This is a genomic window from Pedobacter xixiisoli (assembly GCF_900215335.1).
GTDB classification, from domain to species: domain Bacteria; phylum Bacteroidota; class Bacteroidia; order Sphingobacteriales; family Sphingobacteriaceae; genus Pedobacter; species Pedobacter xixiisoli.
Genome location: NZ_OCMT01000001.1, coordinates 188,968 through 207,414, shown reverse-complemented (window position 1 = coordinate 207,414; position 18,447 = coordinate 188,968). Strand labels below are relative to the sequence as shown.

Below are 18,447 nucleotides of genomic sequence, written 5' to 3'. Positions count from 1 at the left end.
TAATACTTTAAGTAAAGAAACAACATGAGACAAGGACTTTTAATTGATATGGATGGCGTAATCTATAGCGGTGAGGAATTGATATTTGGCGCTGATAAGTTTATCAAAAAGCTGACCGACGATGGTATTCCCTTTACGTTTATGACCAACAACAGTCAGCGAACAAGTTTGGAGGTAATAAGAAAACTAAAAGGATTAGGCATAAAAGTAGATAAAAGTCATGTTTATACTAGTGCGATGGCCACTGCAAAATTTCTTTCAGACCAAAGTCCTAATGGAACGGCCTATGTACTTGGAGAAGGAGGCTTACTTAGCAGTCTACATGAGCATGGCATTACCTTGGTAAATACCGATCCAGAATATGTGGTACTTGGAGAAGGTAGAAATTTTACACTAGAAATGGTACAAAGGGCGGTAGACATGATTTTGGCAGGAGCTAAATTTATCACCACCAATAGAGATCCTTCTCCAAAAAAACCTGGCTGGAATAACCTTGGAATTGCGGCAACAACAGCCATGATTGAAGAAGCTACTGGAATAAAAGCCTTTGTTACTGGTAAACCGAGTCCCGTAATGATGAGATCTGCACGTAAATTTTTGGGATTAGAAACCAGCGAAACCACCGTGATTGGAGACACTATGGAAACTGACATTCAAGGTGGTGTACAGATGGGATATAAAACCATTTTGGTGTTATCTGGAATTGCCAAAAAGGAAACGCTAGGACATTATGCTTTTAAACCAGATATGATAACAAGTTCGGTAGACGAAATCAAATTCCCTTTAACTTGGTGGAATACAAAAAAATAAACAAATGGCTTTATTGATTTAAAAGACCAATTAAAATGAAAAGCCCCCAATAAAATGTGCAGTGCCCGCAAAAAGCTGGACACTTATCGGGGACTTTTTATTGCACTCTTATTGGCGGGACGCCAATAAGGGACAATGCTCACGGTGGCGTCCCCGCCACCGTGCTAATTTAGTTTATAATTTCGAACTGTATCTTAATATCACTTAATCGTTCCTTTTTCTTGTGCAGTTTGAGCTTCGTTATCTGGCAGCAAACCTTTTCTTTGAGCCGGTGTAAGCAACTCTGGCGACGCTTTAGTGTTAAACGGATTGAAGAAATAAAGCCCGTCGGCGGTATAAAATTCAAAGTGTTTTTTCAACCTGTTATTGAATTCACTTACATTCTTAGTTTCCGTGTTTGTCCATGCTGCTTCTGCTAAAGCTGCTATACGAGGAAACAATTTAAAATCCAATTGCTGTTCATCTACAATAACCTCTGTCCAAATGTTGGCTTGTATTCCTCTAATCAAAGAATTAGCATTAGGCAAATCAGTAATTTCTTTCGAAGGAAAATCATAAACGCTTTTTAACGGAACGAATTTACCTGCCCATTTACGTCCTACAACGTGAGCAGAATCTTGCACAAAATCAAAATATAGCGGCGAACGAGGGCATAAAACTACTTTAAATCCCTTCTCCAAAGCTTGTTTAAGAATTTCCGGTTTATCGTGTCGCCACCAAAAAACAGTGGTTTGATCAGACGACAAATTACCACTTACGATTTCATCCCAAGCTAAAACTTCGTTATTTAAAGCTTTGATACTGTCTGCTATTCGTTTTACGAAATAAGCTTCAACTGCCGGCAAATCCTTAAAGTTATTTTTCTTCATCAAAGCTTGTACAGCCTCATCTTTATTCCAATGTTGGTTTCCAAAATGTACCTCATCAGCGCCAATATGGATCATCTGTGATGGAAAAAGCGCATCAACTTCTCGAAGAATATCAGTGAGATATTGATAGGTACCTTCTTTGCCAGGATTAAAAGTAAACTCTGGATATTTTGGAGAGCCACCGCCGCTAAACTCGGGATAGGCTTTATTCGCTGCAGTAGCATGACCAGGCATATCAATTTCCGGAATTACGTCTATAAATCGCTCTGCGGCATAACGAACAATTTCTTTAATCTCTTCTTGTGTATAATATTGTGCCTTTGCCAAAGAATCAGTAAAACTTCCTACGCCCCCAATTACAGTTAGTTTAGGATATTTTTTGATTTCGATACGCCATCCGGGCTGATCTGTTAAATGCCAATGGAACTTATTGAGCTTGTAAAATGCCATCCAATCCAAAATCTGCTTCACTTTCTCCTTCCCGAAAAAATGTCTCGATTCGTCTAACATCACTCCTCGCCAAGCATATCTCGGCTGATCTTCAATATTCCAAGATGGGATAGCAATTTGATGATTTACTGACGGCTGTTGCCTAATGAGCTGCAGTAACGATGTTACTCCAGCAAACAAACCTTGTGGATTTGCAGCCTTGATTTCTATCTTCTTCTCTCCAATCGATAACTGATAAGCCTCCAAAGCTTGTTTAGCATTCGGTTTAATTTGCAGGTCGATATAATTAGCTGTCGCTTTATCAGCGCTGCGCAAAGCGATTCCCTGATATTTCAGTAGCTCAGTTTGCAGATATTCTGCAATTTTCAACGCTTCTTTATTAGCGACTATCTGTGTTTGCTGATTAAGTGCAAATGCAGATGAGTTTTTAACCGCTTTCAGTGGCTTGGGAATAATGGCGATGTCTTGCGCCCTAGTAGTTAAACCAGCAAATAGAATTGTAAATATTAGTATGATAGTTTTCATATTTATGTTTTATCGCCAATTGAACCAAAGATTGCTTCGCAGGCTCGCAATGACGAAAAGGTTACTTCACTGTAAAAATGGCCGTTTGTCTAATATCTTCTGATGACGAACCCAGCATCACTTTAAAATCTCCAGGCTCTACCACTTGCTTCATTTCTCTGTTCCAAAGCATTAAATCATCTGGTACAAGCGTAAAGTTTACTTTCTTAGTTTCGCCCGCTTTCAATTTAACACGCTCAAATCCTTTAAGTAATTTTTCGTAAGTAGTTACCGAACTCAACACATCACGGATGTATAACTGTACCACTTCGTCACCATCTTTAGTTCCTGTATTTTTAACATCCAAAGAAACCTCCACTTGTCCATTTTCATTAAGCTTATTATTCACCACCAAGTTTTCGTAACTGAAGGTAGTATAGCTTAAACCATGACCAAAAGGATATAGCAAACCTTTAACTCTAGCCGTTTCGCCTTCATCCGTTTGTGCGTTAGGTTTAGTTGGAAAATTTAGTGGCAATTGCCCAACAGATTTAGGAAAAGTCAAAGTCAATTTACCGCCTGGATTATAATCTCCAAAAAGCACATCGGCCACCGCCAAACCTCCTTTTACGCCAGGATAACCTGCGTAAATAATTGCTGGTGCATGCAAATCAACATAGTTGATAGATACAGGCTGTGAACCAATTAACACCACCACATAAGGTTTGCCAGTTTGATGGATAGCTTTAACTAAAGCTAATTGATGTCCAGGTAAATCTAATGATGTACGACTTTTATTTTCGCCAGCTGTTTTCGTATTTCCGCCTATGGCCAATACAACTACATCGGCTTTCTTTGCAGTTTCTACCGCTTCATTAATTAAAGCTATTTCTTCTGCGTTAGGTTCTTCTGGGAAGATTTCACTATTTGGCCAGTTTTTATCTATCAATTCTGAGCCTTTAGCATAAGTAACATTTTGAGCACCTATTTTCTGTTTAATACCTTCTAGTACATTTACACTTGGCGACATTAACGGGCCGTAGTGAGAATGTGCGTAATCTGCATCGGTAGCATTTGGCCCAACAACCGCTACTTTAAGTCCGCTTTTAGCTAATGGAAGTGCATTTTTAACGTTCTTCAATAAAACAATACTTTCTTGGGAAGCCTGTAAAGCAACTTGTTGGTTGGCTGCACTGTTCACCAATTGCTTACTTGCTTCGGCGTCTTTCACATACGGACTATCAAACAAACCCAACCTGAATTTAACGCTAAGTACATCTGCCACTCTACTGTTAATCGTTTCTATCGGAATTCTTTTTTCGTTCACCAAATCTCTTAAGTAGTAAATGATGCTATCTGGTCTTCTAAACGTAGTTCTCACATTTAAACCAGCAGTAAAAGCTTGGTAAACTGCTTCTTTCAAATTTGCAGCTACGTGATGCTTGTTGTAAAGATATTCTAAGGCATCGCTATCACTTACCACATAACCTTTAAAACCCATTTCTGTACGTAAGCGGTCAATTAACCAATAGCTACTTCCCGTAACCGGAATACCATTGTAATCGTTATATGAACTCATGATGCCCATGATATCAGCTTCTTTAATTACCTTTTTAAAAGGATAAAGCAGTACATCTTCTACCTCACGTGGCGAAACCTGCGGGTCGGTACGGGCCAAACCTTCTCTAGCTCCTTTATTTGCACTGTAAACTGCAAAATGTTTAGGTGTAGAAGCTGCTCCCATTTCCTGAATTCCTTTGGCCATTTCTACGCCCAAGCGAGCGGTCAAATATGGATCTTCACCGTATACTTCTTCCAATCTTCCCCAACGTTGATCGCGGGCAACATCCAAAATTGGCGCATAAACGTTAGTATATCCTAGTGCTCTAGCTTCCTTTCCGGTAATTTGACCCATGGCACGTACCAACGAACGGTTCCAAGTCATGCCCATATTTAACTGCGTTGGAAAACCAGTTGCTTGATAAGCTTCGATGCCTCTAATCCCTTCGTTAGAAAAATCTACAGGAATACCCAAGCGAGTTTGTTCGATGAAAAAACGTTGGGTCTCATTCATCGCCCAAACGTGGCGTTTCACATCGGTTACTAAATCAAGTTTGTTCTCTACTATACCCCAGTTGATGAAGCCATTCAAATGCTCGTCGATATTAGCGATTCCATCTTTCCATACTTCATTTTTCCACGATGGCATAGGTAGTGAATCTTTCAAAATCCGTTTCCAACCATATAAAGTCGCCATTTGAGCTGTCTTTTCATTCAGGTTCATCTGCGACAATAAATCGTCTACACGCTCCTTTGTGCTACGTGACGGATCTTCGTACACATCTTTTTTGCCATTCTTGTTTAGGTCGATCCAGTCTTTTTTATAAATTTTCTTATGCTGGGCTAAACACGATGAACCAATAAATATGGTTGCTAGTAATACTGCTATTTTTCTGTAATTCATAAAAACTTAATGATCTAATTTACTGCTTTCTGATATCTTAATAATGCTTCCAAGAAATAATAATCGGCATATACCAATGGCGTACCTACTTCAAAATTGTGAGGAAAACTACCTACAGATTCTTTTAAGATAAAGCCTGCGTTGGTACCAACCTTAGCCAAATATTTTTCACTAGATAATGATTTAAGCATAGTTTCTGCATTCTTGAAATAAAACTGCTTTTGCTTTTTACCTACGTAATTACTTAGTTCTAACAAGCCAGAAGCCACCAATGCACCAGCAGAAGCATCTCTAGGAATAGCTTTTAAATTGATTCTACCTTCTGTTTTCCAATCTGCTTGGTAACCTTTTTGCCCCACGTTAAAGTCCCAATAAGGGATTTTATCTTTGGGTAAGTTAGGGTGTTTTAGGTAAAAGTCAGCTGCTTTTTTTGCAGTTGCTAAAAAACGTTTGTCGCCCGTTTCACGATACATCATCGTGTAGGCATAAATTGCCCAGCCTTGCCCTCTAGACCAAGTAGAATCATCCGAATAGCCTTGATTAGTTTGCTGATGTAAAACCTTTCCAGTTTTCGGATCATAATCTACGACATGGTAAGTGCTAAAATCTTTTCTGAAATGGTTTTCCATCGTTTTTAAAGCATGGCTGATGGCAACATTTTTATAAATAGGATCTCCCGTGATTTTTGACACATAGCATAACATTTCCAAATTCATCATGTTATCAATAATTACCGGATATTGCCATGTGGTTTTTCCATCCCAAGAAGCTTTTGTATTCCATGATTTGATTAGCCCAACTTTAGGATCGAAACGAGTTAGTGCCGTTTTAGCAGAATGAATCAATATGTTATTGTACTCTTCCCGTTTTTTTGGATCTTTTTCTAACCTTACTGCATTGCCATAAGAACAGTACATCACAAATCCGATGTCATGATGTTGGTTCAAATCCTTCCCTTTTTCCAAGGCTGTAGTCCATTTTGTAGCTGAGGCTAGCCAAGCTGGATTTTTAGTGTATTCGTAGATATACCACATTACCCCTGGAAAGAAACCTCCGGTCCAATCGAATACACCCACCCCTTTCACCTTACCATTTTCGTCTGTACTTCTAGGAAAGCTAGTTAAATCATGTTGTGTTTCCAACATAATTTTATACTGCTGATCTGCCACTTCAAAATCTTTCTTAATCATCTGCGCATTTGCAACAGAAGTAGCAAAAAACAGGCTTGCAAGGACAGTGAGATTTGTTTTTTTAAAGCTCGAATTCATTTGTTTATTCATTTTTTAGGATAAAAAGGTCTCCTTTCGGCAGCTTCAGAAACTACCAAATCTTGTAATCAGTAATAAAAAATTGGTTAGGATTTACATTAGCAATCCAATAGGTTGACTAAGGCACAATATTTACTTGAACTTCTTTCATTGTTTTGCTTTCTCCATAAATATTCACGTTTGAGGCGATAAAAGTTGCCGTATATGTACCAGCTATAGTGTAAGTATGCTGATAAGCATCCATCCTAGTACTCATATTTTTCAACGCTACACCTGTATCTGGCTGCACTTTGGTAAGCGAAAGCCCTGCAGAAATAGCCCATACCTGATTGCTCCCAACTGTAGCTCCACCACCTTGAAACTTCAAAATGTTATCGGTACCGAAAATCCAACTTACTGGCGAAGTAGCGAGTACTTTCACTGATGTCCAACCAGCTGTTGCAATGCTTGCCACTGGCAATACCTGAGCATCTGTAGTGATGGTTTTAATATCAAATTTGTTAACCCACCAACGCGGCTGAGTAGTTCCTGTTACGCCAGTGTACTTAAAAGCAAAATAAATCGGCTTCGCTTTATCTAGCGTTAAGCCCAAACTGGTTAAAGAAGTGAGGTTTACTACACCAGAAGATACATAAGCTACATCAGTAGATTGTGTACCAGACAAGGTAAATGCCGAAGTAATATCTATCCAGTCGGCAGGATTTACCCCAGCAGAAGTGTAGGTACCACCAAAGGTTTGCGAAGCCAAAATCCTAAATGATTGAGGTTGTTGTGCATCTAAACCGTAGCGTCTGTTGGTCGCAAATTCTAATGTAATTTGGTCACTTTGTGCCTGTGTTCTATCTTTATAAGCATATTTATGACCTTCTGCTCCAGAAAAGAATAAGACTTGATCTGGATTACCAGTAATTATAAAATTTACTGCTTCACCAACTTTGTAGCTCGATTTTTCAGGTTTCACGTCAAAATCTAGCACAATTACTTCTTTTTTGTTACAGCCAAATAAACCAATGAGCAGTAATGAAAGTAGAGATATTTTCTTCATCATGTTATTTATATTTACCATCCTGTATTTTGAGATAATCCTTTATTTAATGAAAGCTCCAGTACAGGAATTGGCAACAAATTATTCCTGCTAGTTACGCTTTTACCTGCCAATGCACCGAAACTCCAAGTAGCACCTGCATCGGCCTGTATTGCGGTTCCTAATTGGTTCATTTCTGATACAAAAATGTCCCACCTTACTAAATCGAATTTCCTTAAACTCTCGAAAGAAAGTTCTAGGAAACGTTCCCTCCTCACTGCGGTTTTTAAATCGTCATAAGACGAAATTGAAGCAGTGATATCTGTAGCATTCGCCCTCAATCTCACTTCTTTTAATGCTTGCTTTGCCAGAGAACTTGGCCCATTTACTTCATTTTCTGCTTCGGCAAACATCAATAAAACATCTGCATAGCGTAATAAGGGGAAGTTTTGCGGTGTGTAGTTTCTATTTTTAGGCTTTAACTTTTCGTAAGCTCTACGAAATTTCCCTACGTTTCTGTTATAAATCTGTGCAGAAGTCCAATTCAGAGAATCGGTAACCGTAATTAAAGTATTTACCGTGCTGTAGGTATATTGATATGGCGCTATGGCCCAATTTTTCCTAACATCTTGATTTTCGTAGCTATCAAATAATTTTTTGGTTGTGTTCACTAAGCCATAGCTGTAACCATAAGCATCATCATTGCATTGCAAACCGATGGTATTGCCTATACGTCCCGATTCGAAATCTCCACCTCTGTTGCCATATAATTCCACTTCCCAAATGCTCTCCCCTATATCGTACTTATCTCCGGCATAATTGGTAAAAATCTGTTGATAGCTTGGCAGCAATCGGTGTTCATTTGCTCCAGCATCTGGATAAATAATCTTCCTTGTCCATTTTAATACGTCGGCAAATTTGCTTTGGTCTTTCAATGGCGCACCAGCCATTTTCAAATAAACTCTGGCTAAAATACCTCTAACTGTAGACTTAGATACTTTACCACCAAAACCTATGGATGTTGCTGTTTTAACCAAACCTTCCGCTTCTTCCATTTCTTTCGTGATGAAATTATAAATCTCCCTTTGTGGTGCAGCTTTGATATTCACGTCATTCACCGAAGCTGTTGGCGTGGTTTTCAAAGGCACATTTCCAAAATTATCTACCAAAAGAAAATAATAGTAAGCTCTTAAAAATTTCACCTCTCCCTTAGCCGCATCCTTCGCAGCTTGCGGCATATTTACTTTATCCACGCTTGCTAAGAATACATTTGCACGCTCAATGCCTTCATACAAGTATCTCCAAAAATTAGCTACGGTAGCATCTGCAGCATCGAAATTATAGACTGCCGGACCAAATGTGTAAGCACTCCTAGAGTAGAAACCATCGTCTGCGACAGAAAGTAGCAACTGGTAATTACCTCCGTAAATCTCTTCTTTACCAAGCACATCGTAAACTCCTGCTAAACCATTATTCACATCATTTTCGTTATTATAATAGTTTTCCTTTACAATAAAAGTTGGTGATTTATCTAAGAATTTCTTGCATCCGCTTGCTGCAATGATTATGATGCAAGTAGCCACAAATACCATGTTCTTCTTCCATCCCTTAGGAGAAAGATTGGCTTTTTTTATAGTTTGAATTGTATTTATATATTTTTTCATGACTGCCCTCTTATAATGATACGTTTAAACCAAACACAAATGTTTTAGGACGAGGATAAGATGAATAATCAAATCCTGGTGTTAAAGGCGAATAATACACCGCGACTTCTGGATCATAGCCCGAGTAGTTGGTAATGGTAAATAAGTTCTGCGCCGAAACATAAACCCTAGCAGATTTCAACTTGATGCGCTTCAATAATTCAGAAGGCAATCTGTAACCAAAATCAACTGTTTTTAATCTTAGATACGAACCATCTTCTACGATTCTGCTCGAATAAGCTGTAGGTCCCTGCCCATTTACCCTAAACATATCGGTATTGGTATTCGTAGGTGTCCATCTGTCTGAGAAAGTAGCATACTGATTTAAATATGGTTTGTTGCCTGCCTCAAACAGTAGGCGATTCGCATTTAGCACATCATTACCGTAAGACCATTGAAGGAAGACACTTAGATCGAAGTTTTTGTATCTAAAACTGTTACTAAAACCACCCTGATGAATTGGATAACTTCTACCAATTACGGTACGATCCAAATCATTCACTACACCGTCGCCATTCAAATCTCTGTATTTAATATCTCCTGGCTGAATTAAGGTCCTAGTATTACCGTTAGTAGTTATTCCACTTTTAAGCTGATAAGCACCGCTTGGCAATTGGTCAAAATCAGCGTATTGATAAACACCATCCCAAATAAAACCGTAAATCTGTCCTAATGGCTGGCCTTTTTTAACGATATAGCCAGGCAATTCTCTATAATTTTGATCCCATGGCACCGTGCTAATCAAGCTTTCCTGATTTTCGGTTAATTCCAATACTTTGTTTTTGTTGAAAGCGATATTAAATGAACTAGTCCAGTTGAATTTGTCCGTTTTGATATTTTCCGTAGTGATACTTAACTCAAATCCTTCGTTAGAGGTTTTTCCAATGTTTTTAAATGCATTAGCATATCCCGTAGAATAAGGCAATTGTGCATTTAGCAACAAGTTAGTAGTTATCTTTTTATAGTAATCTGCCGTAAGACTTATGCGTTGTTTGAAGAAACCTAGATCTAAGCCTATATTGGTTTGTCCTGTAGTTTCCCATTTCAAATCTGGATTAGCCAACGAACTTAAAAATACACCTTGGGTTAAACTGTTGTTGAAAGAATAATAACCGTTGTAGGTAGGGCCAGTGTTATCGAAATTCATTTGGGTATAGGTAGCAAAATCAGAAACCCTGTTGTTACCAGTTACACCGTACCCAGCTCTTAATTTAGCATCAGAGATGAACTTATATTTCTTCATGAAATCTTCATTGATGATTCTCCAAGAAAGTGCTGTAGAAGGAAAGTACCCCCATCTGTTGCCGTCTCTAAATTTAGAAGACCCATCTGCTCTAAAAGAAGCGGTAATGTAATATTTGTACTTATAATTATAGTTAACACGCCCTAAGTACGACATTAAAGACCATTCGCTATTCAATGAAGTTACCGGTTGCGATATTCCTTGACTTAAACCTGCTAAACCAAGCACTTCATTTGGCATTTGAGTAGCTCGTAAGCCATATCTCTTATAGTTATTCTCCTGAAAAATCAATCCACCAACGGCGTTTAAGTTATGTTTACCAAACTTTTTGGTGTAGGTTAATAAATTTTCGTTTTGCCAAGTATTACTGTTGGTATACATAATTGCCCCATTTACCTTATCGGTGCTGGCAAAATATCCATATCTTGTTTGCGAATTATTAAAAGTTTCCTGCCTGTAAGCTCCGTTATTGATTCCTCCTGTAACTTTAAATTTTAGGCTTTTAGAAAATGAGTACTCAGCAAAACCATTTGCTACCAAGCGATTTTCGAAAGTTTGACGCAGCTCATTCTTTGCAGAAAGAATAGGGTTAATCCGGAAATCATTTCTACCATCATCGGCACTCAAATCGGGATCGGTTAATAAATCCTCTAATTCTACTCCACTAAATGAAGTTGGCCTGTATCCCCAAACACTGTACATCAAGTAATTCATCGCAGAATAAGATTGATCAGGAGTTGCAGGATTAGCACCGTATAATTTCGACCCAGTATAAATTACAGATGTACCTACTTTAAATTTATCATTAAAGGTTTGATCTAAGGTAAATTTGAACTGTTTGCGGTTAAATCCAGAATTGATCAATATCCCATCTTGATCAAAAAGGTTCCCTGAAACTGAATATTTTGTATTCTTGCTACCACCCATCACAGAAATAGAATGGTTTTGCATAGGTGCAGATTGGAAAAGCCTATCTTGCCAATCTATTTGCTCTACATCACGATAATAATCAAGCGTTCTACCGTCTCTTAAGTAATTGGTTAAAATACCAACGGGATCTCTTTCTGCATGCAATTTAACGTACTCGTAAGCATCCATCAATCCTATTTTATTGATGATTTTTTGTACGCCAGCATAAGCATTGTAATTAATTGTTGGCGCACCTTCTTTCCCTCTTTTAGTAGTAATCATGATTACTCCATTTGCACCCCTAGCACCATAGATAGCCGTTGAAGACGCATCTTTCAACACTTCTATAGATTCAATTTCTGCCGGATTTAAAATACTAGCATTAGCATCCTCCATTGGGAAACCATCAATTACATATAAAGGAGAGTTATCTTGGGTAATAGAATTTGCGCCACGCACTACAATATTTACTCCAGCGCCAGGCTTGCCACTTTCTGAGGATACCTGTACACCTGCTACCCTACCTGCTAAGGCTTCTACCGCAGAACCTACAGGAGCTTTTTGTAAGTCTTCTATTTTCACAGAGCCAACAGCACCTGTTAAATCCTTACGCTGAACTTCGCCGTAGCCAACCACTACAATTTCATTCAAAGAAACGTTATCAGGTCTAAGCCTTACCTCTACGCTCGACTTACCTTTGATAGATACTTCCTGCGAAGTGTAACTGATATACTTAAATATCAGCACCTCATCACTGTCAGTTATTTTAATGGTGAATTTTCCGTTGACATCGGTTACGGCTCCTAATGTTTTTCCCTTTACAGTCACGCTTGCTCCAATCAGCGTTTCTCCGGTTTCAAAATCTTTTACAGTACCTGTTACTTGTTTGGTAGACTGTGCAAAAATTTGAATACTGGTCAGCATCGACAAAAGAAAAATTAAAATCTTCCTCATATTGTTTTTAGTTTATGTTATTTGGTTAGATTAATGATTCGAGCATTCATACTATTCCGCTCAAATAATCTTCTCAAATTTAGGAATAAGCCAAGCACAAAAGAGGGGTAACCATCAGTTAAAATAAGGGTAATAATTAATTTATATTGATTATGAGGTAAACTATTTCGGTATATAATGTACAATATTTTCGAAATCTTAACTTGCTAAACAAAAACAGCTTCCGCTTTCTGGCAAGTGAAAAACACACCCTTTTAAAGCTAATTTATACCCCTCCTCGATTCCTCTTCATCCATAAATTTAAACCGACAAGCTATTTCTTAAATTCTAACCTTTAAACTGAAAAATGAGCAAGAAAATATTAATGGTAGCTATGATGAGCCTAGCTCTAGTAAGCTGCAAGAAAAATTCGTCTACCGAAAAAATCACAAACGAAAAAAAATCGAGCCAAACTCGTACCGCTTCTAATTTTACCGTAAGCAGCGGTATGACTTTGGTACAAATTAATCAAGTATTAGCTTCGGCAACTGCCGGAGATACGGTATGGGTAGAAGCCGGCACTTATAGTATTACTGGTAAAATTAATATTAAAACTGGTGTGACCATGATTAAAAAAACCACTGCCAATCCAATATTTGACGCCACCAGTAGCACAGCGCAGCTCCTATCACTTAGCTATGCAAGCGATATCAGCAACAGCACTTTTTCTGGTATTACTTTTTGGAATTTAAGGTTCGTTATTAATGGTTCTTCCAAAACAACATTTAAGGACTGTATTTTTGATTACGGCGTGAGAAAAGCAGGAACCGATGAAAGTGATTACTCTGATGCCTACATACAGCTTACTGATACAGATTTGCCATTAATTACCAATTGCGTATTTTCTAGGAGGGTAAACCATAGTGGCAGAGGAATTTGGATCAAAAGCGGTACCTCTAACAGTAAAATCATTAATTGCACTTTTGGCGACGGCGCTGCCACTGGCTATTTTGTAACGGCAATTAACGACAACAGCCAAACCAACTCCCTTATTGAAGGTAATACAATCAATCGTAACATCGTCCTTAACTCAGACCTTCTACAAACCGACCACGGCATCTACGCACATAGTTTCAACGGGATAACGATCAACAAGAACACCATTATCGGATGGCCACCAAATGCCGATGGTGGTGCCATTAAAGCCCGTAACGGTCAAAACCTAATTATTTCTAATAATACGTTGAATGATTCGGGGATTTTACTTTACGAATACAGCAACACTCCAGCTTTCCCCTATTTAGATTATGTGAAGGTGTTGAATAATAAAATCAATGTTGCTTCGCCTGTAAATGATATCTACCACGGCATTGGCTATTATCGCGATAATACAACACATACCGAATATTCTATTAGGATTGAAGGAAATATCGTTCCAAATGGCACCATCAGTTTTAATGGTACAAATTTAAATATCAATGATTTTAATGCTGCTAATGGAGGTGTTTACAATAATGATTACGGAATCATCAACCTTAAAACGGGTATTAACCAATCTGGAAATTTTTAATAATACTAACTATTATAAACAAAAAAAGGTTGCTAGAAAATTGATCTTCTAGCAACCTTTCTTATTTAATCGCGATAACTACCTTAAAAATTTAACGCTTTGAGTTCCGTCATTAGTAATTATTTTAGCGATCAGAACCCCCTTAGCTAAGTTAGTTGCATCTATAGCGTAGGTGTGACTACCAGAATTCAGCTTCAATTTTGTTGCAGTCAATTTTCTTCCATTGGTATCGTAAATATAAAAATCGGCTACCGTAGCATTTTCTACACCAACAGAAACATTCAGCACATTCTCTTTAGCATTTACGGAGAAACTATTTTGCAGATCCAATTTATAATTTACAGCAACTTTCTCATTAAATACTGCAGAAGTTCCATCAAAATCTACCTGTTTCAAAATATAGTAGTTCATTCCAGCAACTGGGCGAGTATCTGTTAACGTATACTGACTTTTCTCACTGCTATTTCCATTTCCTTTAATTGTACCAATGCTCTTATAAGATATCCCATCAGACGAACGTAGAATATCAAAATGACTATTATTTTGTTCGGAAGCAGTTGCCCAACTTAAGGTAATTCCGTTATTGCTTTTTTTACCTGTAAAAGAGATGAAGTTTACAGGTAGCGCAGATAGTGTATAAGCCTGTTCCAATCCAGAAATATTCAATTTGGCGTTACCTCCAGTGTTAGCTGTACCTTGAATTAAAAATGAATTAAGTGTCTTATCATCTGTAATTGACTGATCTCCAGTAGCAGTTACTGTTTCTACAGCTCTAGGCAAATCGTAAACAGAACTACCAATATATGGCCTAGTGGTTGTATTTGTTAATGTATTAGTAGCCCATACATGAAAGCTTCTAGGTTGTACCGTATAGGTAGTTGCGTTTCTGGTATACAATTGCTCGTTAGAAGTATTATTGGTATAAACCTCAAAATCATAAGGTGTGCTTTCTAAAAAAGTACCACCTGATAGCGTAACATAATTTTGTGAAGTGCCTGTACTTCCAACTCTATAGCTCATCACGTAAGTGTTACTACCCGATGAATTATATAACCATCTTAAAGCAGTAAATAAAGATTGAGCAGAACCCGATGCCTGATAAACTGCAGTTGGGTTACTGTATAGATTAGAAGTAGCGCCCCTATTTCCTATAGACCAAACGTAGGTTGTATTTGTTGCTGGTGCCGTTGCGGCTACACGTCCGAAAGTTAAAGTAAATTTTGAATAAGCTATTGCTGTAGCATCGGCAATGCTGTATACTCCGAACTTGCCTATGTTGCCTGTAACAGAAGGTACAAAATCTAACTTATTACCTGTAGCGTCAATAGTTGCAGATGCAGCAGTTCCTCCGCTAAAAAAAATCATGCTGGTTCCAGAAGGTGGCGCAGGTAAAACCGGAGAAGGATCGGTAGAAAGGTAAGTCGAATTGCTCGCAGTAGCAGATACGGTATTATTGGTGCCGCTGCTAAAATTATAAATCCAGCTGGCACCCTGATTGCGCCATTGCGCTTTTAAAAGTCCAGCGCTCAACACTAAACCTAAACATAATAGTAGTTTTCTTTTCATATGATTTTATTTGGTGAATAATAAATCAAAAATGATAATTTAAGGACCTAAACAAGGGGTAAAAATCAACCTAAAAAGGAATACATAATCGTTTTCACAAATTAATTCACCACCTTAGAGAGGTTATAAATCAGTTATTTCCAACCATAACTACATAAAAAAGCCATAGCATTTACGCTATGGCTTTAAACCAAATATGAGCATGCGCAGATAGATAAATGCGATTATCTCACTATAAACTTAGCAGATTGACTGTCTCTGCCAGCTTCTAGTTTAACGATATATAAGCCAGAGGCTAATGATGGTGCATCAATAGATAAAAAGTTTTTCCCATCGTTCAACTGCACTTTTCTTTCTGCCAATTTTCTTCCTTGCAAATCAATAAGTACTAGTTTTCCAGCTTGCGATTGAGTTGCATAAGCATCAACTTTAACTACATCTTGACTTTTGTACACTGATAAGCCTTTATTGATTAAATCGTAAGTAACGGCAACCATTTTTTCAGTAAACAAGGTTGGCGTTCCGTCTTTATCTACTTGTTTCAGTTGGTAGTAATTGGTTCCAGAAACTGGGTTTCTATCTAGAAATTGGTATAGGCTAGCAACACCAGATTGTTCTTTTCCTTTAAAAGTCCCTATAGATTGGTAAGGTTGTCCATTCGCAGAACGTAAAATTTCGAAGTAATCATTATTTTGCTCAGATGCCGTAGCCCAATTTAACTCAATACCATTAGTTGCTTTTTTACCTGTAAAATCAATTAAATTCACTGGCAAAACGGTAACATTAAAGAATGAAACTTCTAGGTTAGAAACGCCAACTTGTTGTTGCGTAGCATTATCTGCAAATTCAAAACAAAGGGCATCTAAATTAGTAAAGTTATATAGGGTTCCGTTTTTAGGAAAAGAATTCCCATACTTTACACCATTTACAAATACTTCGTAAGTATTTGCTGCCATTAACCGCTGGGTAGCATTTAAGGTGTAAGGTACATTATTAGAAGAACTAGAATTGATAAAAATATCTATATGTTGTGATACGTTTGGTCTTATCAGAGATTGACTTTCGGGCAATGAAGAAAATGTAGTACCATCTGCATTACGATACTGCGTAATAAATAAACCTCCAGTATTTGCCAACCTTAAAGAACCAAAAACATCTCCCGCTTGATTTTGAAAAGCAGATTCTGCATTAATCATTTTGGAAGCACCAGCAGTTCCTCCGTCATCGTTACCAAAAGCAATGATAAACGGAGCCAAAGCTGTATATGATGTTAAGTCTAAATCGAAGCTAATTCTTACTATTGGTCTAGCGCCAACGATATTAAAGAAAGCTGATTTTGTTATACCCGCCGCTGGATTAGACATCTTTACCTTACCTGCTTCTAAGGTAAACAAGCCGGTTGGGGTAGCAGGTGCCGAAAATAAAGCACGTGCTACATATTTACCGTTGGTAAAAGGAAAGTATGTTGCAGGAGTTGTTTTACCAGATTCCCTAAATCGAGTATCCGATTCGAGCGTACCATAAGCATAGTTGAAAATTCCAGTAGAATCTAATTTAACAGGAACTGTACTAGTTGGAGTTTGGGCTTTCACTAGACCAGCAAATGTTACTAGTAAAATCAAGAGTAGATGTTTTTTCATAATTTGTAGGATAAATGTTTATAGTTTATTTTTTTCTTTTCATTGAAATGCTTTAAAGTTTTATCGAATCTAATCTTTAGAAATATTAGCATCGACTATATCTTACCAGGTACTAGGCCCTATATTAATAGGTATTTTCTCTTGCATCGATATAGCCGAATGCTATTGTTTTCATTAGGTAGATGAAATGCAATTAATATTTTTATGCGTTTTATATTTTAAAGAACTGATACAAAGTTGAAAATTAATGCTATCCTCTGAGGGATAAAAAATAGTTTTATTAGGGTAACAAAATAGTTGCAAAGCAGTCGAGAAAGATATAAATCAACTAAAACAGGGATAGAAATTGGTTAAACTATTAATGTCATGATATACTTGTTGAATATGTTTTAACCAAAACCCAAGTTTTTTGATGTGCTTTAAACAGCTGCAATTTACCATAACCACATCTATCTCCACAGATGTAATACATCGCAATTAAAATGTAATCGCCTGCTTTACTAACGTAAGGTTGAGAGAGTGTATAAAAACCTTGATGCTCATCATAAAATTTTCTTTGGAGGTTTAAATCATAACGAAACCGAGTGGTCTCTTCAGAAGAGACAAACCTTGAATCTTTAAAATAGCTGCTATCCCACTCTTTGATGGCTAAGGGAGCAAACTGTTTGGGCAGTAAACTGTCGATGGTAATTGTATTCCATATTTCATCGTACTTCCTTCTCTCTGTAGGCTCTTTCAAGATGACTAAACTTTTCCCTTTCTTAAGCACATTAGCTTGGTAGTATTTCAAAAAATCTTTAAATGCTTGATATTTCTTCTCTTCATTTCGATTACAGCTTATCAAAATAAGAATAAGGAAAACCAAACAACTAATGTGTTTCATCAACTAAGGCTATTATTAAAAAGAGAACATTTAGACTTAAGTGATGGCAACGCGAACACCTAAGCCAATTGAGGGCATACTACCCGTTGCTAAATATAAAATTAACTTCATTTTCCTTAGATAAATTAGCTTTGGGCATAACTACCCAAAGCTAAAACTCAATAACACAATGCTATTAAAAGCATTATAGAAAGAACAATATCATTTGATTTTTTTATTTAAATATTTGTAATCCTTATAGGCTGAGTTTGCTAGACTATCTAAATAATTACTTGTATATAATTTCAAGCATTCTGAAAATAATGGCTTCATTCCATACAAATCATGTTCAGTTTCTACATCCAATGGCTTAATATTCCTTGCATATTTCCTGCCAATCGAATCTGCTTCATCAGCATAACTTCCAAGTATTTCTCTATGAATGCTAAAAGAAATATCTTTTTTCGTCCATAATATTTTTTCAAGATTGTTATCAGTTATTTCGCAAACACTTTTATATGTTGCATATTCCTTATATAATATAATCCAATCTTTACGAATCTGCTGTTGTTGAATATTACATGCAGTAAGAGACGATAATAAGAGCAAAAGATATAAATAATGTTTCATCA

General features: G+C 37.3%; 12 protein-coding genes. 2 read left to right on the top strand and 10 right to left on the bottom strand.

The annotated features are described in order from the left end of the window. The first annotated feature begins 24 nt into the window (after positions 1-24). The gene (locus tag CRO54_RS00885; protein WP_097127616.1) at positions 25-810 is read left to right on the top strand and encodes an HAD-IIA family hydrolase; all 786 of its coding nucleotides are present in this window, start codon (positions 25-27) and stop codon (positions 808-810) included. Positions 811-1,010: 200 nt separating this feature from the next. Here the strand turns inward: CRO54_RS00885 and CRO54_RS00880 are convergent, their stop codons facing one another. From CRO54_RS00880 to CRO54_RS00855, 6 genes are all read right to left on the bottom strand, one after another. After that, positions 1,011-2,654: a beta-N-acetylhexosaminidase gene (locus CRO54_RS00880; protein ID WP_097127614.1), complete on the bottom strand. Its 1,644-nt coding sequence runs from the start codon at positions 2,652-2,654 to the stop codon at positions 1,011-1,013. Between the two features lie 61 nt (positions 2,655-2,715). Continuing rightward, complete coding sequence (locus CRO54_RS00875; protein ID WP_097127611.1) at positions 2,716-5,097, bottom strand: glycoside hydrolase family 3 N-terminal domain-containing protein; 2,382 nt, start codon at positions 5,095-5,097, stop codon at positions 2,716-2,718. A gap of 14 nt (positions 5,098-5,111) precedes the next feature. Then, a complete protein-coding gene (locus tag CRO54_RS00870) occupies positions 5,112-6,377 on the bottom strand; it encodes a glycoside hydrolase family 88 protein (protein ID WP_240774981.1) in 1,266 nt (421 codons plus the stop codon). A gap of 106 nt (positions 6,378-6,483) precedes the next feature. Next, complete coding sequence (locus CRO54_RS00865) at positions 6,484-7,410, bottom strand: DUF5017 domain-containing protein (protein ID WP_097129812.1); 927 nt, start codon at positions 7,408-7,410, stop codon at positions 6,484-6,486. 14 nt (positions 7,411-7,424) lie between these two features. Next, a complete protein-coding gene (locus CRO54_RS00860; RefSeq protein ID WP_097127608.1) occupies positions 7,425-9,053 on the bottom strand; it encodes a RagB/SusD family nutrient uptake outer membrane protein in 1,629 nt (542 codons plus the stop codon). Positions 9,054-9,063: 10 nt separating this feature from the next. Beyond that, a complete protein-coding gene (locus tag CRO54_RS00855) occupies positions 9,064-12,198 on the bottom strand; it encodes a SusC/RagA family TonB-linked outer membrane protein (RefSeq protein ID WP_097127605.1) in 3,135 nt (1,044 codons plus the stop codon). 346 nt (positions 12,199-12,544) lie between these two features. Between CRO54_RS00855 and CRO54_RS00850 the strand changes: the two genes are divergently transcribed. Continuing rightward, entirely contained in the window at positions 12,545-13,747 is a 1,203-nt protein-coding gene (locus CRO54_RS00850; RefSeq protein ID WP_097127603.1) for a right-handed parallel beta-helix repeat-containing protein, read from the top strand. 78 nt (positions 13,748-13,825) lie between these two features. Here CRO54_RS00850 and CRO54_RS00845 read toward each other — a convergent pair whose 3' ends face one another. The 4 genes from CRO54_RS00845 to CRO54_RS00830 form a co-directional block, all read right to left on the bottom strand. Then, positions 13,826-15,313 (bottom strand): T9SS type A sorting domain-containing protein, encoded by a 1,488-nt coding sequence (locus CRO54_RS00845; protein WP_097127601.1) that lies wholly within the window; start codon positions 15,311-15,313, stop codon positions 13,826-13,828. Positions 15,314-15,537: 224 nt separating this feature from the next. After that, positions 15,538-16,953 carry a T9SS type A sorting domain-containing protein gene (locus CRO54_RS00840; protein ID WP_097127599.1) on the bottom strand — a complete coding sequence of 472 codons (1,416 nt, stop codon included), beginning with the start codon at positions 16,951-16,953 and terminating at the stop codon, positions 15,538-15,540. 364 nt (positions 16,954-17,317) lie between these two features. After that, positions 17,318-17,836 (bottom strand): hypothetical protein, encoded by a 519-nt coding sequence (locus CRO54_RS00835; protein ID WP_097127597.1) that lies wholly within the window; start codon positions 17,834-17,836, stop codon positions 17,318-17,320. A gap of 201 nt (positions 17,837-18,037) precedes the next feature. Further along, positions 18,038-18,445, bottom strand: a complete 408-nt coding sequence (locus CRO54_RS00830) for a hypothetical protein (RefSeq protein WP_097127594.1) — start codon at positions 18,443-18,445, stop codon at positions 18,038-18,040. Between the last annotated feature and the right edge of the window lie 2 nt (positions 18,446-18,447).

Excerpts from the sequence above, each read along its gene's own strand:
- CRO54_RS00875 (WP_097127611.1), bottom strand. The coding sequence starts at position 5,097 with ATGAATTACAGAAAAATAGCAGTATTACTAGCAACCATATTTATTGGT.
- CRO54_RS00860 (WP_097127608.1), bottom strand. The coding sequence starts at position 9,053 with ATGAAAAAATATATAAATACAATTCAAACTATAAAAAAAGCCAATCTT.
- CRO54_RS00835 (WP_097127597.1), bottom strand. The coding sequence starts at position 17,836 with ATGAAACACATTAGTTGTTTGGTTTTCCTTATTCTTATTTTGATAAGC.
- CRO54_RS00830 (WP_097127594.1), bottom strand. The coding sequence starts at position 18,445 with ATGAAACATTATTTATATCTTTTGCTCTTATTATCGTCTCTTACTGCA.
- CRO54_RS00845 (WP_097127601.1), bottom strand. The coding sequence starts at position 15,313 with ATGAAAAGAAAACTACTATTATGTTTAGGTTTAGTGTTGAGCGCTGGA.
- CRO54_RS00885 (WP_097127616.1), top strand. The coding sequence starts at position 25 with ATGAGACAAGGACTTTTAATTGATATGGATGGCGTAATCTATAGCGGT.
- CRO54_RS00855 (WP_097127605.1), bottom strand. The coding sequence starts at position 12,198 with ATGAGGAAGATTTTAATTTTTCTTTTGTCGATGCTGACCAGTATTCAA.
- CRO54_RS00840 (WP_097127599.1), bottom strand. The coding sequence starts at position 16,953 with ATGAAAAAACATCTACTCTTGATTTTACTAGTAACATTTGCTGGTCTA.
- CRO54_RS00850 (WP_097127603.1), top strand. The coding sequence starts at position 12,545 with ATGAGCAAGAAAATATTAATGGTAGCTATGATGAGCCTAGCTCTAGTA.
- CRO54_RS00870 (WP_240774981.1), bottom strand. The coding sequence starts at position 6,377 with ATGAATAAACAAATGAATTCGAGCTTTAAAAAAACAAATCTCACTGTC.
- CRO54_RS00865 (WP_097129812.1), bottom strand. The coding sequence starts at position 7,410 with ATGAAGAAAATATCTCTACTTTCATTACTGCTCATTGGTTTATTTGGC.
- CRO54_RS00880 (WP_097127614.1), bottom strand. The coding sequence starts at position 2,654 with ATGAAAACTATCATACTAATATTTACAATTCTATTTGCTGGTTTAACT.